This window comes from Paenibacillus sp. CF095, assembly GCF_900101225.1.
Lineage (GTDB): Bacteria > Bacillota > Bacilli > Paenibacillales > Paenibacillaceae > Paenibacillus.
This window is the reverse complement of the sequence record NZ_FMZN01000005.1, coordinates 82,497-108,769: the sequence shown is the minus strand read 5'-3', so window position 1 is coordinate 108,769 and position 26,273 is coordinate 82,497. Positions and strand designations below refer to the sequence as shown.

Here is a 26,273-nt window from a genome sequence, read left to right as displayed (position 1 = left end):
TTGTCTTCCGCGAACATCATCCTCACTAGCCTCATCCATACTGTCTGGCCCCGGTTTCGTCCAGTTGTTCACACACGAGATCATTGTAGGATTTACACCGCCCAATCAATTCATCATGTGTTCCAGCATCAACGAGTTCACCTTGGTCCAGCACATATATGGTGTCCGCGCTTCGGATCGTACTTAGCCTGTGGGCAATGATAATCTGGGTACATTTCAACATGTTCAGATTATGGGCAATGGTCGCCTCTGTAACGGTATCCAAAGCACTGGTTGCCTCATCCAACAGAAGAACTTTGGGTCTGCTCACCAATGCTCGTGCGAGAGCTACCCGTTGCTTCTGCCCTCCAGACAGGTTCGATCCCGCCTCAGAGATCAGTGTATTATACTTCATTGGCATCTTCTCAATATCGGCATGAATATCAGCCAGCTTCGCTGCGATCATCACATCCTCCAGCGTTGAATCCGCTGCGTGCAGCCTAATGTTGTCATGAACAGTATTGTTAAAAACAAAGTTATCCTGAAGCACGATACTGATCTGGCTGCGAATATCCTGCTGTTCCAGTTCTTCTACATTCATTCCGTCAAAATAGATATTGCCCTGGGTCGGCGTGTACAGCCCTACCAGCAATTTTGCCAAGGTGCTCTTTCCTGATCCTGATTTGCCAACCAGAGCGATCCTTTGCCCCGCTTTGATTGCAATATTGATATTTTTAAGCACATCTTCACCATAGTCCGTATACCTGAAGCTGATCTGATCAATTGTAATATCCCCATTTAGCTTCACGCCATGAAGGGGTGGCGTTGATTTTTTCTTGAATTTATTACTTTCCTCGGCTTGAATGACATCATAGATTCGATCCAGTAGCGCATCCGCCATCACGAACTCATTGAGCATCAAAGCAAGCGAGTTCAACGGCCCCAGAAACAGCGCGGCAAGAGACTGGAATGAAACGAGCATACCGAGGGTCATATTCCCCTGCATAATCTGATATAATCCCACCAGTAGAATGAGCATCGGAGTCATAAAGTTCAGCGTATTGGTCACGGTATTCACTCTCGTCTGAAAAATCGCTTTTTCCTTGACTGTTGCGAGTTGACGCTTGAACAACGCTCTCCATTTCTCCGCGGTACGCTCTTCAATCCCTAGTGATTTGATGGTCGAGATGCCTTCCAACACTTCCGTCATGAATGATCCAGCCAGACTTTGGGCGACAATCTGAGTTTGTGTCAGCTTCTTGAATCTGCTGCGTGTGTATACAAAAACAAGAATTTGTATCAGCCCTACACCAAGCAGTGTGAAAGCGATCAAACGGGACTGGATTATAATATATGTGAATGTAACAACAATTAAAAATAGATTGATCAGCGTAGAGATCATCTTCTGGGACAAAATTTCCCGAATGGTTGTGTTGCTATTAATTCGCAGCATCAGATCCCCACGTGAACGAATTTCAAAATATTGATAAGGCAGTCTGAGCATATGTGAGACAAAGTTTGTCGTCAGTTGGGAATCCAGCAATTCCTGAAGCCGTACAATGCACATATCCTTCATATAACTGAAGCCGATCTGAAACAGGGTTAACAGCACAATGCTGGTGATTAGGACAGGAAATAACGAGTAACCCTCACCGCTAGTAGCCGCATCAATTGAAACTTGCATCAGGAACGGAAAGGCCACCGAAACCAACTGCAACCCCAGAGCAAGTAGAATGGTCCAAACAAAATATTTTTTGTTACTGCGAATCAAATCCTTGAAGTACGCCACTTTACTAATCTTTTTCTCGGACAAAGGTACAAAGCCATCATCCGGATATACGAGCAAAAAAATACCTGAATATTTCTCCGCAAACTCCTGCGTACTGATAACCAGCCTGCCCAAAGCCGGATCGACAATAATGAACTGACCACCCGTCTTGATCCGCTCAAGCACGACAAAATGGCTGTCTTCCCAGAAACAAATGATTGGCAGAAAGTCATTGTTGAGTGATTCAACAGGCGCTTTTTTAGCTATCCCTTTCAAATGATAGGTCTGGGCAACCTCTTTCATTTTGAGCATGGAACTGCCATCCCGACCGTTCCCCAGCATTGCAAAACGTTCCTTCAGATCCGTGAAATCCGCTTCGTAGCCGTGATATGCGAGTAACATATGTAGGCAACTAGGGCCACAATCATATTGATTCATTTGCAGTTTGACAGGGACTTTGCGTTGTCTCTTTCCGCGCAGACGGAATACAGGCCGTTCAGGCATAATGCTGCCCCATATGGGGTGACTGTTCCATTGTGTCCATCTGCTGCTGAGCGGATGCCGTTTCCATAGCGTATGTCTGCGCCATATCCCTTATTTCCTTGCCTTTTGGTCCCTCCATCATGAGTACCGAAGGCAGGTCACGATTGTAAAGTCGGAGCAATTGATATCCAATGCCGGCAAGCCCTAGCATCAGTCCTGGGATTTGCTGACGACCCGGAATGCCGCATCTCCAATGATGGTTATCATGTCTCACCTGTGTCACAATGTAATTTGCTATCTGAACTGAGTACTCCTTCAACTCTTCATCCTGCAAATATTCGGCTGCGAGTAGGAACAACTCCAGATTGCCCATATCCCCATGGCAGAGCGAATAGCTAACTTCTGTGAACCCTTCTTCCATCGTCTTGGCTAACGCTCTGCGAATATCCTTCTCAACTGTATCCATAGCTCCTAATGACCTCAATTGCTGCGCTAACCCTATACGGGCGATCCCTAGACCAGGTGCGCCATTACACCAGTACATGACATAATGTTCTTCCGGCATGCTGCCATCGGTGAACCGCAGATCTTTCCAATTGTTCACTTCAGGACTGTAGAGGGCTTCCTCATACTTCAGTCCTTCCATACAGGTTTCAAGATAGGCTTTGTTGCCTGTAGCACTGTATAGACGGGCCAAACTCAGACAGATGCCTGCGTTCCCGTGTGCAATGCCGCTAAGTGGCGTTTTATTAATCGCTGACGTCACCCAAGCCATACCTTGATCCATCGGCTGCGCAAGCTTCAGCAAACGATCTCCGCATCGCACAGCCACGTCCAGCGCTTTTTGCGATTGAAAGTTCATATACATGTCCACACAAGCCATCAATGTACCTGCACAACCTGAGATCACATCCAATTGCTGATCATTATCGACCATATCGTCCAGGATATCGAGCAATTCCAGCGTATCCGGGTTAATCCCCGGTTCAGAACATACGTTGGCTTTATGAACCAGTAAATAGAGAAGTGATCCATAGCCAGTGAACAATGAGATGTTTTTATCGATTTTTTTGCGGATCATCTCCCAGGCTGTCTGAATACACAGATGAACCATCTGCATATATTTGTGGTCACCTGTCTCCTGACTCAGATACAGATAGAAATAGGCAATGCCCGTTACCCCGTTATATAACCCCAATTCCGAAGATTTGTAGATTAACTTCTCGTCTGCATCCATACCCATGCTGATCCATGACACCGAAAGACCTTCATCTCCCATAATGGCAATATCCTTTATGTAATCCCCGATCCTTACGGCTTCATGCAAATATTCTTCCTTTGTCATGGGTATTCGAAGTTCATTCAACTGTGCCGGTTGCACACTTGCGGTACTCTTCTCCATAGCGAATGAACGTTCCAGCACATACTTGGTCTGAAGTGTCCTTTCGGTAAATTCCCACTGCATGTCCATGTCTTTTGGGTTCATTGCCCGCACTTTATCCGCAGTCTGCGTTAAAATATCAGAGGAAAATACGCCGGCAATGGCTTGGTTGTCGTGGTGGTGAAACAACATGTCCTGGCCGATACAGGTCTGGAACATAGGTACGTCTCCGTGCAATAGATCGTAGCATTCATATTTCACGAGCTTTTCACGCATACGATCCTGTCGTACAATCATCCACATCATGTCGAACAACAAGCTCTTATCCAGCCCGTTTCTGAGATATTTGGGATGGGAGCTGGCTTCAATCAGCGTAAAATATGTAACAGTCGGACGAACGATCGTTCGTACAGCACAACCATAAAAATAATTGCAAACGATGGAGATAAACGACTCCTTTTGCTCCATGATGGCGTTGTATATACGATAGAAACCCTTCTTCAAACTTTGGATATATCGTTCAGGTTTGATGGGGGTCTGTTCATATGAAGGCAAATGACTGAACCGACTCACACTTACTTTGCTTCTTTGTATTCTCATGGTATCTGTATTCTTATCGTGAATCTCATACGTGTTGAGTACCTGATCTACGTCCCCCGCAAGCCCGCTTAGATCACTGTGATACAAGGCATTGGAGTCCAGCGTGGGCAGCATGCTCGTTTTTAACACGGAGTCATTCAATATCGAAAGGGTCTTCTCCAGCGCCGTATAGTATTCCTTGTCCTCCACATATTTGAAGGGCTGATTGTGCAGCAGTGATTCCAGATCGACAAAGAATGGATGCTCACCTTGGGCAACGATGTTCTCCATATGCATGTCCGTTGCGTTAACGGCATATAGAATAGCGAGATACTGCCCCTGCCGTTCAAAAAAACGTTCCGCTGCCTCCAGACTGGTGACTTCCTCATAGGGTATAAATTGCTGCCAGCCATATTCGGAGCGATCCAGCGATTTGGCAATACGGAACGGCAACCCCGTTTGCTGATCGTTAAACCATTGCAACAGTCTGGCAAAAGCGGTGTCGATGGCCATGTTCCTTGGTTTGTACATGACATTGCCCCCTCCCGCAAACGCTAACCGCAATACACTGGCTCCACCATTATGTGAATCCCCGAGAAATACGATATCCTCCAGCTTATCCAGCTCGAAACCAAAAAAAGACTCCAGTTCACGACGATCTCTCGTCAGGCGCTCCAGAACACGCATCATATTAAGACTGATCCGAAGAGTGTGCTCAACAAGTCCTCGGGCAAGAACAGGATATTCCAGCAGTAAGGCGAGAATCTGTTCTCTGGACTGGATGTTCTGGCTCACAAAGTACTGATACCGCTGCCGGGAATCCTCACCTCTCAATTCATCTTGTAATCTCGCTTTGTTTAACTCATAGATTAGTGTCTTGGCAGACATGTGGAAAACTTTATCCGAGACCGTCTTCAGAACAAGCCCTGTAACACGCCGTTTGTCCAACCAGTCATATCCTTCATTCAGGCCATCGGTCATGATCTGAATGGATCGTTGCAGAAAGGGTTTGGAAAACTCAAAGAACGGAATTTCATCCGTATCGCCCTCAATAAAGTATTCGATCTCCAGATGCTCATTCTCAAGAAATGTTCTGCGGAGTTCCTGATGCCAAGTCATTTCAGCAAAGTCGTACATAAAACCTGCATCATTAAACATAACCTGCACCGTATCCACATTCATGGATTCAGCCTGGAAGCGATTCGACAATTGCTCCTGGTCCTGAAAAAACTTGTCAAGCCATTGCTGCATTCTTCCTGAATCCGTTTGCTCTACAGGCTTGTCCACATTCGGAACGTTGGGAACTTGTGCAGTATATCGCTGCACAAACTGTTTGTATTTCTCTGTTAAGTAGAGTGCATCACTCCAGCGGGAGTCATGTAATCGCTCCTGTATGCTCATCATTTCATTCCCCTTCTATTGGATGGTTTGGTGTCCAAAATCTCACATAAAAAAATCAAGCACATAACTGAAATCAGCTATGTGCTTGAAGATGAGAGTAAAATTTAACAACAAGTAAGCCAGGAAGAAGGTGAAACCGAATTATAATGACATTCATGACTTACCGTACAAAATACACCGCCACTAGCTTGAGCATCAATTACAGATACCGCCCCTGTAATGACCATAAGCTCGTCATCACTGATGTCCTCGATTGCTCGCAATGCTTCGAGATTGAATTGTTTCATTGAAAAAACCTCCATTCGAATTTTTTTATATGTATAGCTTATAAAAAGCTAAACACCAATGTTGAACTCAACTGCAGGATATTGTAAAATATTTAAATTATGTAATTATTTTCTATATATTCATTCTAGCATAATTTGCTAGTTTTTGTAAATCCATTTTCGGGATTTTACCACCATTTGACAAAATAAATCGCTTTTACTAGAATCACAACAAAATTGTGTTATTTCGTTGTTAAATGCACAAAATTTTAAACACCTGTCCAAGACAGGTGTTTTTCTAAGTAGCAGGCAACTGCAAAGCAGCTCTAAGCCCTTCCCCACTATCACTCTCAAGAATAAGCTTTCCCCGATGAGCCTGCGCAATCCTTGATACCATTGGAAGCCCTAAGCCATGTCCCTGACGGGAAGGCCGTACGCGCCCTGCCGCATAGGGGAGAACCACCACATCGTCCAGATACTCTTTTGGAATTCCTTTTCCATCATCTGACACCACAAATTCACAACATACATCCTCTGCTGCACGCATCGTTTCCAACACAATTGCACACCCCTCCGGGTTATGCGTGATACTGTTTTGTACCAAATTCGTTACTGCACGATACAATAATCGTTCATCCCCCATAACATGAAGACTCTCGTCCTGAACATGAAGCGAGATTGGATAACGCTCATCCAGTCCATTATTCAAAAAATCCGACACAGCCTGCCTTGCTAGTACCGAGAGTCGAATCGACTTCAACTGTAGAGGCTGCATCTCATACTCCAGCATGGATACCAGGTTTAGATCGCTGACCAGTGACCGCAGGCGTTCACCCTGGCGACGAATAATGGAGGCCTGCTGTTTGTGCTCGGCTGACAAATCCGATTGCTCCTCCAACTCACTCGCGTAGCCCAGAATCATGGACAAAGGTGTCCGTATATCATGAGAAATGCCTGCGATCCAGTTGGATCGCGCTTCATCTCTCGCTTTTAGAGCATCATCCTTGTCCTGAAGCATACGGGATGTTGAATTGATGCTTTGTGACAGGTCATTAAATATACCTTTGGTTTCGACGTGAACAGGCTCTTCCTTTGCCAATGCGTGAATGCCATGGATTAACGGTCGAATACTACGGATCACCCGCGTTCCAATGAGTATGGATACTAGTAGAGCAAGAGCCACATTACACACCAACAATAGTATGATCCGAATAGGCAATGACTTGAGCCACTCTGCCAGAAAGTCGAACTGGTATTTTCCGTACGTATTCTTAGGGTAGCCTACGACCAATAATCCATCTTCACGTTCCCATACGTACACCGGGTATTCCTTAAGATAGTATCGCGAGAACTTCGCAACATCCGTCACGTCATAAGAGCGCGGGACTTCAGCCGGAAGCCGTTCGCTCCACTGTACCTTGCCCTGGGGATCGAGCAGCATCGCCCAAGCCTGATATGTATCCAGCAGTTGCATTCCATCGCTGTTTAGCGCATAGTCCCCCTGCTCGCCCTTACTCAGACCACTGGCCATCTGTTTCACAACCGCACCGGGGGAAGGACCCTCATGAATTTCCTTGAAGATCAGCGAACCTAGCAGAATTAGATTGAACAATAACAGCACCACAGATACCAGAATGGTAGATCCTACAAACTTTCTTAGAATTCGAACAACGCCATCCATCACCTAGACTCCTGAGCCATCAGTTTGTAACCAAGGCCCCGAACGGTTAGCAAAAATACCGGTTTGGATGGGTCTTCCTCAATCTTCTCCCGGATTCGCCGAACATGCACCATCAGTGTATTTTCATAACCATAACTCTCGTCTCCCCATACGGCTTGACACAGGGCATCGCTGGTTACAATCCGGCCTTGATTCTCATACAACTTGATCAGTATGGCGTGCTCCTTAGCTGTCAATGGAAGCTCCCTGTCTGTCCCCTGCACAACAGCACTCTCCAGATCAATGGTTTGTTCACCTAAACGGAATACAGGCAATCTCTCCACCGTATTGGAGGCATATACCCGCTTCAGAATAGCCATCAGCCTGAGAATCAACTCTCTTGGCAGAAAGGGCTTGACCATATAATCATCCGCTCCCAGCCCCAGACCGAGCAATCGATCCTCATCTTCACCACGTGCCGACAGAAACAGAACAGGCATGTCCGAGAATGACCGGATCGAAGAGAGCAGAGAGAACCCATCCCCATCTGGAAGCATCACGTCCAGGATTGCTGCATCCGGCTTTTCAAGCCTGCATACTGCCAACGCATTCACGAAGTTATCGGCCGTATAGACCCGAAAAAAACCTTCTTTACGTAAAAAACGTTCAATCATTTCCCGTATCTCAGGTTCATCATCTACGATCAATATTTTCTTATTCTTCAATAATTCCATTGATATCACCCTTTTTATTATACATCACAAAGGCATTCATCCGATATTTTCCATTTCCATTTAAGGTAATTGTAAGGTTATCTTCAGCCACGAGCAAGAAGCCTGATCTATATTTAGAGCAACTGAGATATTAGTGAAATGGAGTTGAGATCAATGATAAATTCTTCCCCCATCGTGGAAACGCATAACCTGTCCAAATCTTATGGCGGTACTAACCGCGTACACCAGGTTAATCTGGCAGTTGAGACGGGACAGATTTTTGGCTTCCTGGGTCCAAACGGAGCAGGCAAAACAACCACATTAAAAATGCTGTTGGGTTTGATCAAACCCACCGAAGGCACTGTGAAGGTGTTCGGCAAAGATCTGAATAAACATCGCCCTTCCATTCTGAATCAGACAGGTTCACTGATCGAATCCCCATCTTATTACGGCCACTTGACTGGACTTGAGAATATGAAAGTCATGCAGCGACTGCGGAACGTACCGAACAAAAATATTGATGAAGCTCTCAAAATTGTCCGGCTCGAAAATCAAAAACATAAGCAGGCCGATCAGTATTCCCTAGGGATGAAGCAACGACTCGGTATTGCCATGGCCCTGCTTGCCTTCCCAAGACTGCTTATTCTGGATGAGCCTACAAACGGACTTGATCCGGCCGGAATCGGTGAGATCCGGGAATTAATCAAGTCCCTTCCGGGTCAATATGGCATAACAGTCCTGTTATCCAGCCACCTGTTGTCCGAGATCGAACAGATTGCTACCTCGGTCGGGATTATCAGTGATGGCAAGCTGCTGTTTCAGGGAACCATGCAGAGCCTTCAAGCCAATAACAAGACCACCATTCGTTTTCAGACAACAGACACGACAAGGGCAGAGAAAATCCTTTTGACTCAAGGCTACATGCCCACAGTTCATGGAAAACAGTTGGTGTTCAACTATCTTCGTGACGAGGAAGTCTCTCAGATGAACAAGGTGCTGGTAGAACACGATATCCCCGTGATCCGGATCGAGGAACACAAGAAAAGTCTGGAAGACATATTCTTGGATTTGACCGGAAAGGAGCGGAGCCTGTAATGAAAGCTCTATCCCTGGAGTATTATAAAATCCGCCGCAAAAGGATCTGGGTCATGCTATCCCTTTTTCTGGCCGCAGAAATGATCTGGGCCTCCATGTCTATGAGCATCTCCATCTCCCGAAGTGCAGCCAATGCGAGTTGGGAAGCCTTGATCTTCAGCATCGCTTCCATGAACGGACTGTTCCTGCCCATTATATCGGCTATCGTTGTGTCCCGCATCTGTGACATGGAGCATAAGGGGAACACATGGAAGATGCTGATGACGACCAACATCGGACGTAATCATGTCTACACAGCCAAGTACATATGTGCGAACAGCCTGATTCTGTATGGTATTCTTGCGCAAGCTGTGTTCATTGTCGGTTTCGGTCTATCCAAAAACATTTCCGGCCCGCTACCATTCTCTCTGCTGGTGCAGTTCGTTATAGGCACACTGCTAACTACACTCGCGATAACCGCTCTTCAGCAATGGCTGTCTCTTACGGTACGCAATCAGGCTTTTGCGTTATGTCTGGGTATGCTGGGCGGATTCATTGGAACAACATCGGGGTTGTTTCCAGCAGGTGTACGTCACCTTTTCATCTGGTCTTACTACATGGATCTGAATCCAGTCACTTACATTTACAGCGCAACTTCGGGTACCTATGTATCGGGTATGCTGCCTGTCGGTCTTTTCTTAGCCGCCTTGTTGATGGCTGCCATCTTCTATTTTGCAGGGAATATTCATGCTTCAAGAAAAGAGATTTGAGGAGGGAAACACATGCTGAGGAGCATTTCCGCCGAATGGCTTAAACTTCGGCATTCCCGGATCAGTCTGGTATTGGCCATTCTGCCTATTATCAGCCTGCTTATCGGATGCTTTAACTTTTATTTCAATCAAGCGGCTTTACAAAACGGGTGGTACAGCCTGTGGACACAGGTCAGTTTATTTTACGGGGAATTCTTTCTACCTATCCTGATCGCTATCTGTTGTGCCTTTGTATGCCGCCTGGAACACAGCAATCGCAACTGGAACATGATTCTGGCTTCTCCGGTTTCGGTCACCAGCCTGTTTGTTGCCAAGTTGGTCATTGTCGGCATATTGATCTTCTCGGCCCAAACCTTCTTCATGCTCATGTACTGGGCAGCAGGCCAACTGTTCGTCATTCCAGGTCCGTTCCCGATGGAGACCGTCGTATGGAGCCTGCGAGGATGGTTTGCTTCTATCTCTATTGCTGCACTGCAACTAGGGTTGTCGATCCGGATAAGAAGCTTTGCCACGCCAATTGGCATCAGCCTTTGTGCAGTCTTTCTGGGACTAGGCATGTATGTGCTGAAAATCGGCATGTTATTCCCCTACTCCTTGTTAACTATAGGCATGGGCGTTCTGAGTCAAAAGGGACTGACATCCTCAGAGAATATCGTCTTTCTGTTCATGAACAGTCTCTTTATCCTTCTGTTTGCTACCTGGTCGATCCGCCGCCTGAAATATAAAGACATCGCATCGTCCTAAATTTACCGAGATCAAAGGAGGACAAAAACATGAAAAAAGCATTCACCATTCTCGCATTGGTACTTGTTATTCTAACTTGCCTGTGGCTCTTCTTCATGGACCCTGCTAAATTGACTCCCGATAACCCTGCCGGCAAAACAACCTACTATACCATTGTGAATCAGACTACAGTCAACAAGGATGACAATGGCAGATATGCTTATGAACTGATCGGCTATACAGACGAAGGAAAATCCAAAACACTCAGCTTCTCTACCAGTAAGCTACTCAAAAATGGGGCCTATCTGAAACTATATGTATCCACGCTGCGTGGTGTTACACACTGGGAAGAGGTCACAGCGGACGATCTGCCAGGGCAAGCCAAGCAGTTAACCTCTAAATAGAAAAAAAGATGCGTCTCTATATCTCCATTGATATTTGCATAACAAAAAGAGCCTTGCCCATTACTTCAAGGGTGGCTCTTTTAGGTTATGCCAATGCCATCTGCAGCGCAGTCAGCGCAATCCCGATAACAAATCCGGTAACCGCTCCGTTGATCCGAATCCATTGCAGATCCTGTCCAACCTTATCCTCAATCATCGAAACCAAAGTGGCATTGTCCATTTTGTCCACATTTTCGCGTACCAGTTTACCGATTTTGGAATGGTTTTTCTCCAGCAGTGTTGTGACGCCATTTACGATCTTGGCATTCATGCCTGTCATCAACTCTTCATCTGTCCGCAGATCAACCAATACCCGCTCAATGGCAGGCAGTGCATACGTATCTACATACTGTCCATCTTCCATCGCGGCGAGCGCCTTGTCTCTCAGTTCGGTGAGTTTGTTCAGCACCGTTTCCTCTGCGTTCCAGCCCTCCAGCATATTGTTCTTCCAGCTGTTGATTCCATCTTGCATAGCCTCGCTCATTGCCAGACGCACCGTCTGGGTACGTACCATATCAAGCACCTTGTACCTTAGAGCGCTGCCTTCACGTTTCATATCCTCTACCCGATCGAAGAGATATCCTTGTAAAATGCCACCCAGACGCTCCTCGTTCATATAACCAAGGAATGCATTCATCGCAAACTGCATCAATCCGTTCATCTGAATGCCACTGATGGCTTTCATGCCGCTTTCACCTAAAAACATAATCGTCTCGGGCTTAACTAGCCACTCCTCGGCTTGCTTCAGTCCGTAGTCCAGCGCTTTGGCGTCGTAACCCCGCTCTGTCATCTGGTGGGCAGCTCGTTCCAGAATCGGACCCAGATCATAGGCGCCCGCTTGTGACTTGATCTCACGTGCTACGAGCGGAGCAATCTGCTCTAACGGCAGACCAGCCAGAATTCGTTTGCAGAGCGTATCAATCATGATCTTGATCCCGTCACTGTGAAGCTCACGTGTCAACGTATCGAGCACCGTCTCTGCTGCTTTGAAGTCTGCAATTTTCTCGGTAATGCTGTCTTTGTTGAGTAAGTTATTCTCTACTGCGGAGACCAGACCTTCCGTCATTTTATCGCGATTTTTCGGCAGCAATGCCGTATGAGGAATTGGAATGCCGAGCGGGTGACGGAATAGTGCGGTAACTGCGAACCAGTCCGCAAGTCCACCCACGAGTCCCGCTTCAAATGATCCTACCAGCAACTTGCCCACAGGAACGCCCTGGAACGGCAAGGATGCAGCAAATCCCGCTCCCATTACTACGAGAGACCAGGCAGCTGCTTTTTTGGTTTGTTTAGGTTTAGCCATTGTATTCTTGCTCCTTTATCGTTAATCGTACGGTCTGGACTGTACCCGATCCCGCACTTCTTCGTTTCTTATGTAAACTCTCCACTAGCGAAGTCTTAACTTCCATATTTCGTATACTTCATCTTATCACCCACAAGCGTCAAAACCAAACCTCTGGTTGAAGAAAAAGGATAATAACGGCGTTTACTTCGTAAAATGGATCGCTCCCTTTTCCAAGACCAGGAAGATTTTAGTATAATCAATTAAGACGGCCCTTCGATATCGATTGGCTGCTGAACAGCAGGGTAATTACATAGTGGAACAATGAATCAATTAAGAGGAGGAATTTCGGACCATGAAACACGTGCAGGACACAACCACGCTCTATAACGGAGTCAAAATGCCATGGCTGGGTTTTGGGGTATTCAAAGTTAAAGACGGAGACGAAGTCGTTCATGCTGTCAAAACAGCCATTCAAGCTGGTTATCGTAGCATCGACACAGCCAAAGCGTATAACAACGAAGCAGGTGTCGCTCAGGGTATTCGTGAATCTGGAGTAGCTCGTGAGGATCTGTTCATTACCACTAAAGTATGGAATAGTGATCAGGGATATGAATCCACGCTAGCTGCCTTCGAAGCAAGCATGGAACGACTCGAACTGGAGTATCTGGATCTCTATCTCATCCACTGGCCGGTTAAGGGCAAGTACAAAGATACATGGAGAGCGCTGGAGAAACTCCATAAAGAAGGACGCATCCGGGCGATCGGTGTGAGCAACTTCCAGATTCACCATCTGGAAGACTTGATGATCGATGCCACGATCAAACCAGCAGTTAATCAGGTGGAGCTTCACCCACTATTGATTCAGTCAGAGCTTCGTGAGTACTGCAACAAACATCAGATTCAGATCGAAGCCTGGTCTCCGCTCGGACAAGGTCATCTGATGGATCATCCGTTGCTGAAGGATATCGCCGCCAAATACAGCAAGTCCCCCGCACAAGTGATTCTGCGCTGGGATCTGCAGAACGGCATCGTGACCATACCGAAATCCGTCACGCCTGAGCGTATTCGCGCGAATGCCGATCTCTACGATTTTGAGTTAACTTCGGAAGAATTAGAGCAGATTAACGGCCTGAACGAGAACAAACGCTTTGGTTCTGATCCAGACAACTTTAACTTCTAATATAAGCAGATTAATTCGATTACACCCGCCTTCGATCTTAGAAGAGCGGGTGTTTTGGTATGTGATGTTATAGGCCAACTATTCGTTGTTAAGAATGGAGGCGAGGCTCGTTATCCTATTCAGGGCCGAAAGAAAAAAAGTTTTTTTGACCGTTTAGAACTATTTCGTCTCCTCATCAGTCTAACGAGTGTCAAGCGAACTCAAGCACTTATATAGAATCCAGGCCTGGAACGAGCGGTGACTTGAATATTTAGGTTTATCAGGGGGGATCAGGAGTGGTTAGACTGAACCATAGAAAAACAAAAGAAGAACAGTTCAGCGAAAAAATAACAGTGATTCAAAATAAATTGTATCGACTGGCATACTGCTATGTTAAAAATGAACAAGAAGCGCTGGATATCGTATCCGAAGCGGTCTATAAAGGGTACGTCGCTTATGGAAAGATGGAGTCCATGACTTATTTTGATTCCTGGATGTCACGAATTGTGATTAACACAGCGATAGATCATATACGACGCAACCAGCGAGTGACCTATATGGAGGATCATGTGCAGGAGTTTGTGGCTCCAGAGCGAGGGGCATCCGTGGAAGAGAAAATGGATCTGTATGATGCACTGGATCGGCTTATCCCCGAGGAAAGAGCCTATATTATATTAAAATTCTTTGGGAATCTGCCTTTTCGAGAGATGGCTGAAGTGCTCTCCCTGTCGGAGAATACCGTTAAGTCAAAATTCTATCGGATTATCAACAAATTAAAAATGGATTTAATCGAAGGAGAGGTTGGAGATCTATGACAGGTAAAGAACGTTATGAAAACATTGAAATTCCAGCTCAACTTACAGATGTTATTCGTCAAGCCCAGCAAAAGGCTGCCGCTCGCAAAAGCTCCTCCCGTATCATTCGCTACGCTTCCATTCTGGCAGCATGTGCCGCTTTTCTGTTCATAGTCAACATTCCTACTGTCGCAAACGCCATGGTCAAAATACCTGTGGTCGGAACGATTGTTCAGGTACTTCAATTCGGCGATGGCGGCAAGATTACCGATGGAGTAACTGTGGGATCGGAAGCAACCGAAAATACGCTTAAAATCAATTTTAGCACCGACGAGCAAGATCAGACTAATGATGCACCCCATTATAATGTAGTACACAAAGAAGCACCGAATCGTATCCTCTTTACTTTTAGCGGTGCACGTTACATGGATATAGAGAAAGTCAAAGCCGACTTCATGACCCAGCCTTTAGTGAAAGATGTTTATGGTTCCATGATTTTAGACGACTCTTCCGTCGGATTCGTAGTTGTTTTAAAAGAAGGGGTACAGTATGCCGTAACGGAATTCAAGAACCCTGGATACCTGGAAGTGAAACTGACTTCCGACGGCAAACCGGTCACACCTCGGAAGGTATACTCTCTCCGCACAGAATCAATGCCTTTTGGAGAATCGATGGGTATAATTGAAGAATCCTATCCGGATGAGGACATCTCTTTCCTCAAAACGTCCACTGGTGAGTTTACAGCAGTTATTGGAGAATATCTTACCGCTGAAGAAGCTGAACAGAAGCTCAAAGAACTCGCTCAGCAACCGGATTATCATGAGGAGTTTTATGTGGACAGCTGGATGAGTAACGAGAATCCGAAGTGATTAGTCATTGCCAAAAGTGATGCTTATTCAAAAGGGAATGATCTATCCCTGAACTAGGCATAGACCTCAGCATACTTAATACGCTCAATCCAAAAAAATCCCGATTCGGATGCCCTGAGCATCTCGGATCGGGATTTTTACATATCAAAACCTATTCGCTTTTGGATACAAGCTTGAAATCATCAAAGTGGAAACCTGGCGCTACTACGCATGTAACCAGTACAGGCTCATCGCCCAGCGGGCGCGCTGTCTGCCATACGCCGGCAGGAACGAGCACCTGTGGTGATTGCCCCGCAGCAATATCCATCCCCAGAACAAGAACTTCCTCGTTCTCCGGGTTCTCCCCGTTGCCACCCAGCTTCAGTTCAACCGGACTGCCGCTGTGCCACAGCCAAAGTTCATCGGACAGAACCGTATGCCACTCGGAGATTTCATGTGCGTGCAGCAGGAAATACGTGGAACTTGCCGAGAATCGTGGGCCGGAGTATGTATCCGGCAGAACGGACTGTGGAATCTGATAAGATGCCTTCCATTCTTCCTTATACCAACCGCCTTCAACGTGAGGTTGCATATTGAGCGCAGCAACCAATGGCGATAATTCATGTGTCGTCATAACCTGTTTCCTTCCTTCCAAATCATATTGGAGACACTCCTTAACCAGAGTTTCGCCTCTCTCCCCCTACTCTAAAACATCATTCAAGTTTTGTCACCTTGACAGCACATATGGATCATGCCAGATTCGTTCTCTCGGTATTTAACGATAGGATTAAAGAAATATTTCATTCCCAATGATAGCGTTTACAAAAAGATGGATTTTCCGTTATGATATGGATATCGTTGTTAATCCGTGAAGCAGAGGGGAGCTGTACCATGAGTCTCATAGAGGATCGGATTGGACCCAAATATCGAATCGGTGAACATTCATTTACCATTGAACATATGCGAAGACATGATGGGAACGGTATGCCACAACCTCACGCTCATCCATTCTACGAACTGTATTACTTACTTGAAGGCGAACGAGTGTATTCCATGAATGGTCAGATTCTGTCCGCCCGCAAGGGTGATTTCATTCTGATTAATCCACACGATGTACATACCACCTCCAAAGGAAGCATTCCCGGCTTCGAACGAATTCTAATCGGTTTTTCGCCTGCTTTTGCAACGGGGATGGAACTCGGCATATGTGGTCTGCTGCCTTTTAATTGTTCAAGACTCCTTCGCTTGCCTGAAGCGGAACAGCCCGAGATGGAGCGTATATTGTGGCAGATGTTGCAAGAATGCAAAGAGCGACGCCCTCACTATGAGATCGCCGTAAGAAGTCTGCTTGCCCAACTTTTGATCCGTATTCATCGGGTAGAGGAGAACATCCGGCAGTCATGCCCAGGTCCCTTGCATCCAATGCAGGACAAAATCAGTGAAATCGTCACTTATGTGAATAAAAACTATACCGAACCACTTACGCTGGAGGGTGCAGCCAATCGTTTTTATATCAGTCCATCTTATCTGAGCCGAATGTTCAGCCGGTTTACCGGGTTTCGATTTAGCGAATATTTGCGAGTTGTTCGTGTCCGGGAAGCACAACGAAGATTGCTGTCCACACAAGAGCGTGTCCAGATGATCGCAGAGAAGGTAGGATTTGAGCATACGGCTCATTTTAACAAAACATTCAAACAGGTTACCGGTACAACACCGCTGCGCTATCGCAAGGAACACCGGTAGATCATCAGATCACTTCATATAAAAGCCGAGTGGGTAGCCTAGCTCCAGAGATTACGTACTCCTTATATCAAAAGGCATCGCGATTACTGGATCTATGGCTGCACCACTACGGCTGAATTGGACCAACTTGTCTAAACCCTACTACATACTTTTTACCTGCGAATGATCACGCCACTTCGTACTTCAGGACCCACAGAGATCTGACGACCATCTGTGTCAGCATCGCCTTCACGACATACAATGCCTGCGGACTCGTGTCCGGTCACCATCAGAAGTCGGCCATCTGCGCCTTTGCCCTGAATGCTCTCTAATTCTGCCCCTTTGCACTGGTGCAAATGAACCAGCGGACCTTCAGTGATCTGCGCCTGCAATTCAGCGATATGCAGATGTTTTGCATGAGCACATTGGATACCACTGCGAGCTTGCACGTTGTAACGCTGGATGATCACCCCATCCAAAGGCAGTTCCGGCAATCCACTCACAAGCAACGCAGTGTCGGCACCGGCACAGACCACATCCGATATTCGAATATCCCGGAACACTGGCGTCTCTTCGCTAATGTCCTGAGATAGATCACTGCCCCGGGCAGACCCTTCCTGATTTGCATAGAAAAAGGAAAACGAGATCGCTTCCATAATGATATCTTTCATATATATGCGCTCAATCTGAATGTCCTCAACCACTCCGCCGCGCCCACGTGCGCTTTTGAAGCGAAGTCCAATGTCCGTGCCGATAAACGTACAATCCGACACACGCACATGCCGCACACCACCGGACATTTCACTGCCAATTACAAACCCGCCATGACCGTGATACACCGTGGAATCCCGAATGGTGATGTACTCCGATGGAAGACCCAGTTCACGGCCTTCGGCATCCTTGCCTGATTTCAGACAGATCGCATCATCACCGACATCGAATACACTCTTCTCCACCACTACATGACGACAGGATTCAATGTCCAGCCCATCTCCATTCTGAGAAAACCACGGATTTCGCACACTCACGTTACGAATGGTGACATGCTCAGATGCCCAGGGGTGCAGATTCCATGCAGGCGAGTTCTGGAACGTTGGACCGTCCAGCAATACCCGTTTGCATCTGCGCAAGCTGACCATGTTGGGACGCAAAAAGTCTCTGACTTCTTCATAGGCAGAGACATCACGTACCTGCTCCTGATGCAACCGATTCGCGATAGTACCGCCCTCAAGTGCAGCTGTGGTAGGCCACCAGATTTCTTCATCTCCACCGGATTGCTCTACAACACCACCAGAAGCGACTAATCGGTTCCATTGTGAAGTGGTCATTTTGGAGCGTTTTACCGGACGCCATGCCTCACCGCCCCCATCCCATATCCCCTCACCAGTAATCGCAATATCCTCCAGTTGATCACCATCGATCGGGGATTGGCAACGTACCACCTGCCAGCCTTCGAAGCTTGATGCAATTAATGGGTATTGATCAAAATCTCGGCTAAACGTAACCAGTGCCCCTGCTTCCACATGTAGTTCGATACGGCTGCGCATTACAATCGGACCTGTGAGCCATACCCCGGCAGGAATTACGATTCTTCCACCTCCTGCTTCAGCACATGAAGAGATGGCAAGTCGGAACATCTCCGTATTATCTGTTACGCCGTCTCCAACAGCTCCATAGTCTGTAAGCTGAAAATCCTGAGCAGGAATGACAGGCAAATCGGCTTCATAAGCTCGAACATCGGACTGGGCACTTGCTCCTGTCGATATTGGGGAGTGATATGTATTCATCGTGCAGAATCATCCTCTCTACATGTAATGGAATGGTTATGGGATCAATACATCGCTTTTACTTTCCTTACTTACGTTCAAACGGACGCTCTCTCACTCCATCATATCAATGGCATGACGTGTAGGGTTGAGCTTTCTTGCCATGTACACCTGGAACTTGATGCTATTTGTTTTGTTAATCAGAGTCATAAATCAAACATCACTTTCAGTATACTCTATACAACTATTCCAAAGGTTGGTAAATAACTAGGAGAATAGATTCATTTTTCTGTCAGGATTCGTCACAAGACATTTAATAACATGACAGATATGTAACACATTTACTGGCTATAGCCCTAGAAAACCCATTACTTATGTCATGTTTTATCACAAACCAATTGCCATAAGCAGGATGACTATGTATGATTAAATAACTAGTTTCAATTTATTCCTTATTATTCCTTTTACACACAGACGTTGCAGAAAGGATGGGGTGTACTCTTGATTGAATTTAGGGGTGTCCAGAAACATTTCGGTCATTTTCATGTCCTCAAGGATATCCATCTTCACATTGAAGAAGGAGAGGTCGTCGTCATTATCGGACCTTCCGGCTCCGGCAAAAGCACGTTACTCCGCTGTATTAACCGCCTGGAGACCATTACCGAAGGTGAACTTGTCGTCAGTGGGATTCCTCTACATCAGAAAAAGGTGGACATTAACCTCTTCCGCCGTGACATCGGCATGGTATTTCAACACTTCAATCTTTATCCTCACAAAAAAGTCATCGATAACATTACCCTTGCACCCATGAAGGTGCGCAAACAACCCAAAGAACAAGCAGCCGCAACAGCAATGAAGTATCTGACCCGAGTGGGCATTGCCGACAAAGCAGACAGTTATCCCTCCCAGTTGTCCGGTGGACAGCAACAACGGGTAGCCATCGCCAGAGGACTCGCCATGGAGCCCAAAATCATGCTTTTTGACGAACCTACCTCTGCTCTCGATCCCGAGATGATCGGGGAAGTCCTCGATGTTATGCGTTCCCTTGCCCATAATGGCATGACTATGGTCGTTGTTACCCATGAGATGGGATTCGCCCGCGAAGTTGCGGACCGGGTCATCTTCATGGACGAAGGCCGAATTGTAGAAGAGGCCAACGCTGCCGAATTTTTTGACAACCCCAGAGAAGAACGAGCACAGCAATTCCTGAGCCGTCTGATTCATCATTGAGAATAATCCACTATTCCATTTTGAAAGGGGTCTTTATTCATGAAGAAATTATTGAAATGGCCATCATTTATGCTTGTCCTCATTCTCTCCCTTGTATTGTCAGGTTGTAGTACAGGTACAGATACACCTTCAGCGAGCGGTGGTGGCGATGCCGAGGCAAAAGGCACGATTGAGCGGATTAAGGAACGCGGTAAGCTCATCGCCGGTGTGAAATACGATACGAAGCTGTTTGGCTTGAAAGATCCCGCAAGTGGCAACGTTGAAGGATTCGATATTGATATCGCCAAGGCACTCGCCAAACAGATCCTTGGAGATGAGACAAAGGTTGAACTGAAAGAGGTCACTTCCAAGACACGTATTCCCATGCTGCAAAATGGAGACATCGACATCATCATCGCCACAATGACAATTACGGATGAGCGTAAGGAACAGGTAGATTTCAGTGATGTTTATTTTGAAGCAGGCCAATCCCTGCTGGTGAAAAACGACAGTGCGATTACCGGCCTGGAAAGCCTCAGCGGGGTGAAAGTACTCGCGGTGAAAGGCTCCACATCCGCTCAGAATATTCGCGAGAAAGCCCCGGATGCTGAGGTGCTTGAATTCGATAACTATCAGGATGCATTCACTGCTCTCAAAGCAGGTAAAGGCGAAGCGCTGACCACAGATAACATCATCCTCATCGGCATGCAACAGACGGATAACAGCTTCCAATTGGTTGGTGGCAATTTCACAAGCGAACCTTATGGTATGGCCATTCGCAAAGGCGACACTGCCTTCGTGGAGGAAGTCAACACGCTGCTCAAAAGCATGAAAGACAGCGGGGAATATGACACTTTACATGAGAAATGGCTGGGCTCCAAGCCCGAGTAACCCGAATTAAGATAGGTAAGCGGCGAATTCGTCTGCTGGATGCGAAGCATGAGCAGACGTAATCGCCGTTTCTACATCTGGAGAACGGAGGCTTCGCCTATATGGGCACATTGGATTTCAGCGTACTAATGCGACACTCGGATCGTTTTCTGGAAGGGTTCCTGAATACGATTCAAGTGAGCATTATGGCTCTCATTGGCAGCTTTATCCTTGGCGCGATCCTGGCTATCTTTCGGATATCCCCTGTGAAACCGCTGAACTGGATCGGCACGGCTTTTGTGGAATTTATCCGAAACATCCCATTGCTGTTGGTTGTGTTTTTCTTCTATCTTGGACTGCCTGCACTAGGTATCTCGCTGGATGGATTTGTCTCCGGTACTCTGGGTCTGACCATCTACACCGCCGCTTTCATTGCCGAAGCGATCCGAGCGGGTATTCAGACGGTGCCGCGTGGACAACTGGAAGCAGCAAGGTCTTCCGGCTTGTCCTATGTACAGGCCATGAACCTGATCATTCTGCCCCAGGCCATCAAGATTGTACTGCCGTCCATCGGCAACCAGTTCATCAATTTGGTCAAAAACTCATCCATTCTTGCCGTTGTCGCCGGTATGGATCTTATGTATTTTGCCGACCTGGTTAACTCGGATACGTTCCAACCGCTAAGTGTGTACACCATTGTTGCGCTGTTCTATCTGGTAATGACACTACCACTTAGCTTCCTGGTGCATTATATGGAGCGCAGGTTTGGACAGAGCGATGCAGAGGCGCGCAGCATCAAAGGCAAACCGAAAAAGAACAAACCGGCAGGTCAGGTCACCATGTAACAGATCGACTTGTACCTGCGCAGGTTTTTAGGGAAATATATTGGCTTGTCCAAGTGGTTTAAATGAGTACTGGATCGTCTGTGTTTTACTGGCATTGGTGATCATGTCACAGTGCATATTGTAATTCACTGCTACAGTGCTTGAGTTGCTTTATACACAGTCCATGCCCCATCTATTGATCTTCAATATTCTATTCCTGCATACAGAAGGAGGCTAATAAAATATGGACTTTAGCGGGGCCTATGCGTGGCCCAACCTTCGTTTCCTGCTTCATGGATTCCTGATTACCCTGCAGGTAGCAGGGCTATCCATTATATTCAGCTTTGTGCTTGGCACTGTGCTGGGTACGATCCGGTTTACTCGTATCCCTGTTCTGTCACAGATCGTGGCAGTGATTGTGGATACGATCCGGAATCTGCCGCTGCTGCTCATCATTTTCTTCATTCACATGGTACTTCCACAGCTCGGGATTAAAATGTCCGTCTTCTGGTCCACAGTTGTTGGACTGAGTCTGTTTGAAGGCGCGATGATCGCCGAGATCGTCCGTAGCGGTCTGAAGTCCGTTGAGCGCGGTCAGGTGGAAGCTGCCCGCTCCTCGGGCCTGAGCTACATGCAGACCCTAAGTGGCATTATCATGCCACAGGCGCTACGCCGCATGTCCCCGCCGATGGTCAGCCAATTCATCTCACTCCTGAAGGATACTTCACTGGCGATCATCATCTCTCTGCCGGAGTTGATGCACAACGTGCAGATCCTTGGCGGTCAAAGTTTCGATTACATTATCCCGGCCCTGCTGCTCGCAGCCGTATTGTATTTTGTCATCAACTACGCGCTGTCCATTGTCGCAAGGCGACTTGAGGCACGGATGAATTGATAATCGGAGAGAATAAGGCATGAAAGAATACGAAACATGATGGAACATGAACGAACCGAGACCCCGTGATTGATCAGATATGATTAGGCATGAAGGAAAGAACCAAATGGATGAAAAAAATGAAAGCGCCCCAAAGACTCTAAATCCACCCATGCAGTGGAATTGGAGTCTTTGGGGCTACAGTTATGCTCATCAATGTACAAGCTCCCCATCAATCTCTAACGAACTGAAGGAAGCTTATTTAGCTATTTTTGGGATAGTTTCTAATCTAACGAATCGTAGACGCTCTATTCTTCCGATTCCCCCCACTTTTACCCCCTATTTCAGAGTTTTGAGTAAAATAACTTCACTGAGATTCGTTACATTTTTCATTTCAGCTTATAGCCCCACATTAGTCGTCTCAGGTTCGTTAAAACTTAAGCCACCGCGAATTAAATAAACACCCACTCCCACTATTAATGATTCGCCCGATTCGCCTTTTAGCCCAGACTCAGCTCATCCGCTAGATCGCCGCTCCGTTGTGACGTAATTCCGCCTGTAGCAGCTCGATCGGCAGTTCCACCGGGTCCAGCTTCATCTTCACTGTTAGTGCAGCCGCTGTCCCCGCGGCCTCCCCGGTAGCCATGCAGCTTGGAGTCAGCCTTGTCGTTGCATGCGCCTCATGTGTGGTAGAGATGCAGCGTCCTGCCGCCAGCAGATTGCGGATATTGCTAGAGATCAGACAGCGATACGGAATATCATACGCCCCATCCCCCTCTATAAAGGCAGCCACCACACCTTGACCCGAAGGGTCATGGATATCAATCGGATAACCACTTCTGGCAATTACATCGTCAAACTTTTGTCCTGCAACTACATCCGTCCGGGTCAATGCGTAATGACCTATGATTCGTCTCGATTCACGAATGCCAATCTGCGGCGCTACTGCCGAGATCGAAGCTCGTTCGAAGCCAGGCACATCACGCTGCAAAAACTCAGCGATCATCAGCACCTGCTTCCGGCCTTCCTGTTCCGCAGAGGTCAGATCCTCGGCATCTGTCGCATCAAGTCCCTGTACCCGGGTACAATTAATCAGCACTTCATCTTCTGCCGGTCCGGTAAAAAACAATACCTGGTCGCGATTAATCGGCACACCTGCTTTTTTCCACTGGGAGTAGAAACCACTCACCCCGGTTAATGGAATGCTGTGCAGTTCAGCAGAGGGAGTTTTCACATAGAAATCCTCCGGGTGCTCCAGCATGTATTGTTTCACTCGTCCAAGATCGACACCACGCATGCGGAATTTCATGGTCATCGGCTGCGACTGATGGTCGCCGTCTCGTCCCTTTGCCACAGAAGCACCCGCAAGATAAGCCAGATCCGCATCGCCGCTTGCATCCACAAATACGTCCGCCCGGAACTCCTTTCTTCCAGACTTGTTGGTCACTCGCACCGCTTCCACCCGATCATCTACAACGACCACCTCGTCCACAAAGCTGTGCAACAGAAGCCGGACACCAGCCTCCTGCAACATCTCTGCTGCAACCACCTGAAAGATGGCTGGATGGTACGGCGTGACGGTATGCACAAATCCAACTGTATCGCGCAGATGCCCCGGAGAGCCGCCACGTGCCTGCAAACGATCCACGATCTCCTGCGCAATACCTTTAATAACCTGCTCACCGCGCTCCGTATGGAAAGTCATCCAGGGATAAACCATAGCGGCAGTTGACATCCCGCCCACGAATCCATATCGTTCCACCAGCACTGTTCGTATACCCTGCCTTCCAGCCGCAATGGCTGCCGCTATACCCGCAGGGCCCCCTCCCACAATAACGACATCTGCTTCTTCCTTTTTCATACTCTTCTGTTCACGCAAATGTTGTCCCTCCTTCCGTTCTATTGCACGTATTGCACGGTTTACTCTTTCAGTCCCGTCATGGCAACTCCCTCAATGAAGCGCCGTTGTGCCAGGAAAAAAACAATTAACAGTGGCAAGGTTGCCATGACGGTGGCGCTCATCAGATATTGCCAGGCTGTACCCACTTCATCTGTAAACAGGGATAATCCAAGCGGCAGCGTCATTAGATCACGCGAGTTAATGAAGATCAACGGATCAAAAAACTCATTCCAGATCGTCACAAATGTGAAGATCGTCAGCGTAGCCATACCCGGCTTGGCAATGGGCAGCATAATTCGCGCATATATCCGGAATCGGTTGCAGCCGTCAATCATCGCCGCTTCTTCCAGTTCCGTTGGCACCGTAATGAAGAACTGCCGCATCACAAAGATGCCAAACACACCACCCGCGCCAAAGATCGGCAATAATATCAGCGGAAGATGGGTATCAATCCACCCCAGCTGCCGCATGAACAGAAACATCGGTATCGCAGTCACCTCATGGGGAATCATCATTGCACTCAGCAGGATGAGAAATACCACATTACGTCCCTTAAACGGAATTTTGGCAAATGCATAACCGGCGAGAGAGGCAAAGAATACTGTTCCTAGCACAACCAACGTAGAAATGTAGATACTGTTCCAATAAAAACGGTGAAACGGAATCAATCGAAAGACATCGATATAGTTCTGAAATCGGAATGTTTCCGGTATCCACTGCGGTGGATAGGTGAATATGCTCTGGGGTTCCTTGAATGATGTCGATATCATCCAGATAAATGGCACAATCATAATGAGGGAAATCAGAGTCAGCAACAAATACGTCCCCAGAGTACTTCCTATCTTCCGCCCCGAGGGACTAGGCATCGCCTTCATTGAATACCCACCTCTTTCGGAGCTGCCATTGCAGCAGCGTCAGAATTAGCACGATAAAGAACAGTACATACGCAAGAGCAGAAGCGTAGCCAAACTGAAATAATTTGAATGCTTTTTCCCAGATATAATAAACCAATACCTTTGTGCTGTTGCTCGGCCCGCCCTGTGTCATCACATAGATCTGCCCGAATACTTTGAGTGAACCAATCACGGTCATGACTACTGTCAAAAACACTGTCGGTGTGATCATGGGCAGCGTGACGTGAAAGAAGGTTCCCCTTCTGCCCGCACCGTCCAATGTTGCTGCTTCGTACAGTGAACGCGGTACCTGCTGAATGGCTGCAATGAACAGCACCATATTCAGACCTACATTTTTCAGTACACTTGTCACAATCACCGCCGGCATTGCCAAATCTTCATTGTATAGCCAGGCCGGACCCTTGATGCCGGCCATCAACAGAAGCTGATTAATCAATCCTGACTCTGTTGCATACATCAGCTTCCACACGATGGCCCACACGATCAACGAAGTCATGACCGGAACAAAGATCGCTGTTCGGAAAATTCCGATGCCGCGAATACTTCTGGATAGCAGCAATGCGAGCAGCAGGGCGAGCACAATATTAAGCGGTACCAGCCCCGCTGTGAAATAGACCGTATTGGCAAGCACTTTCCAGAACATGGCGTCTGTCATAATATTCCGGTAATTATCCATTCCAATAAAATGATGATCCCCCAGCAGCGGCCAATCGGTTAGACTCATGTATAACGCGAGACCCATGGGAAATAACAGCAGCAGGGTAAACCCAAGCACCATCGGCGATACAAAAAGCCACCCCGCGATCTGGGCCTCTCTGGCGAGCGGCCCCCCTCTTTTGCGCTTGCGTGAATGGGTCACAATCAGCCC

Annotated in this window: 23 protein-coding genes; 12 read left to right on the top strand and 11 right to left on the bottom strand. The window is 47.2% G+C overall.

Annotation, left to right across the window (positions count from 1 at the left end):
- Nucleotides 1–31: 31 nt before the first annotated feature.
- The 5 genes from BLS69_RS26655 to BLS69_RS26635 all read right to left on the bottom strand — a co-directional run bounded on the left by BLS69_RS26655 (nt 32) and on the right by BLS69_RS26635 (nt 8,251).
- Complete coding sequence (locus tag BLS69_RS26655) at nt 32–2,251, bottom strand: peptidase domain-containing ABC transporter (RefSeq protein WP_091038119.1); 2,220 nt, start codon at nt 2,249–2,251, stop codon at nt 32–34.
- Complete coding sequence (locus tag BLS69_RS26650; protein ID WP_091038118.1) at nt 2,244–5,594, bottom strand: type 2 lanthipeptide synthetase LanM family protein; 3,351 nt, start codon at nt 5,592–5,594, stop codon at nt 2,244–2,246. Before BLS69_RS26650 ends, BLS69_RS26655 begins: the two co-directional genes overlap by 8 nt.
- A 101-nt stretch (nt 5,595–5,695) precedes the next feature.
- Complete coding sequence (locus BLS69_RS26645) at nt 5,696–5,878, bottom strand: type A2 lanthipeptide (RefSeq protein WP_074093209.1); 183 nt, start codon at nt 5,876–5,878, stop codon at nt 5,696–5,698.
- 277 nt (nt 5,879–6,155) lie between these two features.
- Nucleotides 6,156–7,538: a sensor histidine kinase gene (locus tag BLS69_RS26640; protein WP_091038116.1), complete on the bottom strand. Its 1,383-nt coding sequence runs from the start codon at nt 7,536–7,538 to the stop codon at nt 6,156–6,158.
- Nucleotides 7,538–8,251 (bottom strand): response regulator transcription factor, encoded by a 714-nt coding sequence (locus tag BLS69_RS26635; RefSeq protein ID WP_074093207.1) that lies wholly within the window; start codon nt 8,249–8,251, stop codon nt 7,538–7,540. The genes BLS69_RS26640 and BLS69_RS26635 overlap by 1 nt, the downstream gene beginning before the upstream one ends.
- A 156-nt stretch (nt 8,252–8,407) precedes the next feature.
- Between BLS69_RS26635 and BLS69_RS26630 the strand changes: the two genes are divergently transcribed.
- From BLS69_RS26630 to BLS69_RS26615, 4 genes are read left to right on the top strand one after another with little or no spacing between them, the layout of a single operon-like run.
- On the top strand, nt 8,408–9,325 hold the full coding sequence (locus BLS69_RS26630; RefSeq protein ID WP_091038361.1) for an ABC transporter ATP-binding protein: 918 nt from the start codon (nt 8,408–8,410) through the stop codon (nt 9,323–9,325).
- Nucleotides 9,325–10,074, top strand: a complete 750-nt coding sequence (locus tag BLS69_RS26625) for an ABC transporter permease (protein ID WP_091038114.1) — start codon at nt 9,325–9,327, stop codon at nt 10,072–10,074. Before BLS69_RS26630 ends, BLS69_RS26625 begins: the two co-directional genes overlap by 1 nt.
- A 12-nt stretch (nt 10,075–10,086) precedes the next feature.
- The gene (locus BLS69_RS26620) at nt 10,087–10,818 is read left to right on the top strand and encodes an ABC transporter permease (protein WP_091038112.1); all 732 of its coding nucleotides are present in this window, start codon (nt 10,087–10,089) and stop codon (nt 10,816–10,818) included.
- 29 nt (nt 10,819–10,847) lie between these two features.
- On the top strand, nt 10,848–11,201 hold the full coding sequence (locus BLS69_RS26615; protein ID WP_091038110.1) for a YxeA family protein: 354 nt from the start codon (nt 10,848–10,850) through the stop codon (nt 11,199–11,201).
- Between the two features lie 85 nt (nt 11,202–11,286).
- Here BLS69_RS26615 and BLS69_RS26610 read toward each other — a convergent pair whose 3' ends face one another.
- The gene (locus BLS69_RS26610; RefSeq protein WP_091038108.1) at nt 11,287–12,543 is read right to left on the bottom strand and encodes a DUF445 domain-containing protein; all 1,257 of its coding nucleotides are present in this window, start codon (nt 12,541–12,543) and stop codon (nt 11,287–11,289) included.
- A gap of 334 nt (nt 12,544–12,877) precedes the next feature.
- Here BLS69_RS26610 and BLS69_RS26605 point away from each other — a divergent pair, with 334 nt between their 5' ends.
- The 3 genes from BLS69_RS26605 (at nt 12,878) to BLS69_RS26595 (ending at nt 15,347) form a co-directional block, all read left to right on the top strand.
- Nucleotides 12,878–13,705, top strand: coding sequence for an aldo/keto reductase (locus tag BLS69_RS26605; protein ID WP_091038106.1), 828 nt, complete (start codon nt 12,878–12,880; stop codon nt 13,703–13,705).
- Between the two features lie 275 nt (nt 13,706–13,980).
- On the top strand, nt 13,981–14,499 hold the full coding sequence (locus tag BLS69_RS26600) for a sigma-70 family RNA polymerase sigma factor (protein ID WP_091038104.1): 519 nt from the start codon (nt 13,981–13,983) through the stop codon (nt 14,497–14,499).
- Nucleotides 14,496–15,347: a DUF4179 domain-containing protein gene (locus tag BLS69_RS26595; protein ID WP_091038102.1), complete on the top strand. Its 852-nt coding sequence runs from the start codon at nt 14,496–14,498 to the stop codon at nt 15,345–15,347. The genes BLS69_RS26600 and BLS69_RS26595 overlap by 4 nt, the downstream gene beginning before the upstream one ends.
- Nucleotides 15,348–15,498: 151 nt before the next feature.
- Here BLS69_RS26595 and BLS69_RS26590 read toward each other — a convergent pair whose 3' ends face one another.
- Nucleotides 15,499–15,960: a cupin domain-containing protein gene (locus BLS69_RS26590; protein ID WP_017691032.1), complete on the bottom strand. Its 462-nt coding sequence runs from the start codon at nt 15,958–15,960 to the stop codon at nt 15,499–15,501.
- A gap of 257 nt (nt 15,961–16,217) precedes the next feature.
- Between BLS69_RS26590 and BLS69_RS26585 the strand changes: the two genes are divergently transcribed.
- The gene (locus BLS69_RS26585; protein WP_017691033.1) at nt 16,218–17,069 is read left to right on the top strand and encodes an AraC family transcriptional regulator; all 852 of its coding nucleotides are present in this window, start codon (nt 16,218–16,220) and stop codon (nt 17,067–17,069) included.
- 152 nt (nt 17,070–17,221) lie between these two features.
- Here the strand turns inward: BLS69_RS26585 and BLS69_RS26580 are convergent, their stop codons facing one another.
- Nucleotides 17,222–18,835, bottom strand: a complete 1,614-nt coding sequence (locus BLS69_RS26580) for a glycoside hydrolase family 28 protein (RefSeq protein WP_091038101.1) — start codon at nt 18,833–18,835, stop codon at nt 17,222–17,224.
- Nucleotides 18,836–19,315: 480 nt separating this feature from the next.
- Here BLS69_RS26580 and BLS69_RS26575 point away from each other — a divergent pair, with 480 nt between their 5' ends.
- The 4 genes from BLS69_RS26575 (at nt 19,316) to BLS69_RS26560 (ending at nt 22,612) form a co-directional block, all read left to right on the top strand.
- The gene (locus BLS69_RS26575; RefSeq protein ID WP_051449904.1) at nt 19,316–20,044 is read left to right on the top strand and encodes an amino acid ABC transporter ATP-binding protein; all 729 of its coding nucleotides are present in this window, start codon (nt 19,316–19,318) and stop codon (nt 20,042–20,044) included.
- A 39-nt stretch (nt 20,045–20,083) separates the two neighbouring features.
- On the top strand, nt 20,084–20,914 hold the full coding sequence (locus tag BLS69_RS26570) for a transporter substrate-binding domain-containing protein (RefSeq protein ID WP_017691036.1): 831 nt from the start codon (nt 20,084–20,086) through the stop codon (nt 20,912–20,914).
- A 101-nt stretch (nt 20,915–21,015) separates the two neighbouring features.
- Nucleotides 21,016–21,738 (top strand): amino acid ABC transporter permease, encoded by a 723-nt coding sequence (locus tag BLS69_RS26565; RefSeq protein WP_091038099.1) that lies wholly within the window; start codon nt 21,016–21,018, stop codon nt 21,736–21,738.
- Nucleotides 21,739–21,961: 223 nt separating this feature from the next.
- The gene (locus BLS69_RS26560) at nt 21,962–22,612 is read left to right on the top strand and encodes an amino acid ABC transporter permease (RefSeq protein WP_091038098.1); all 651 of its coding nucleotides are present in this window, start codon (nt 21,962–21,964) and stop codon (nt 22,610–22,612) included.
- A 502-nt stretch (nt 22,613–23,114) separates the two neighbouring features.
- Here BLS69_RS26560 and BLS69_RS26555 read toward each other — a convergent pair.
- The 3 genes from BLS69_RS26555 to BLS69_RS26545 are packed head-to-tail and all read right to left on the bottom strand — an operon-like array spanning nt 23,115 to nt 26,264.
- Complete coding sequence (locus BLS69_RS26555) at nt 23,115–24,452, bottom strand: FAD-dependent oxidoreductase (RefSeq protein WP_091038360.1); 1,338 nt, start codon at nt 24,450–24,452, stop codon at nt 23,115–23,117.
- Between the two features lie 59 nt (nt 24,453–24,511).
- The gene (locus BLS69_RS26550) at nt 24,512–25,366 is read right to left on the bottom strand and encodes a carbohydrate ABC transporter permease (protein ID WP_091038096.1); all 855 of its coding nucleotides are present in this window, start codon (nt 25,364–25,366) and stop codon (nt 24,512–24,514) included.
- A complete protein-coding gene (locus tag BLS69_RS26545; RefSeq protein ID WP_091038094.1) occupies nt 25,350–26,264 on the bottom strand; it encodes a carbohydrate ABC transporter permease in 915 nt (304 codons plus the stop codon). The genes BLS69_RS26550 and BLS69_RS26545 overlap by 17 nt, the downstream gene beginning before the upstream one ends.
- Between the last annotated feature and the right edge of the window lie 9 nt (nt 26,265–26,273).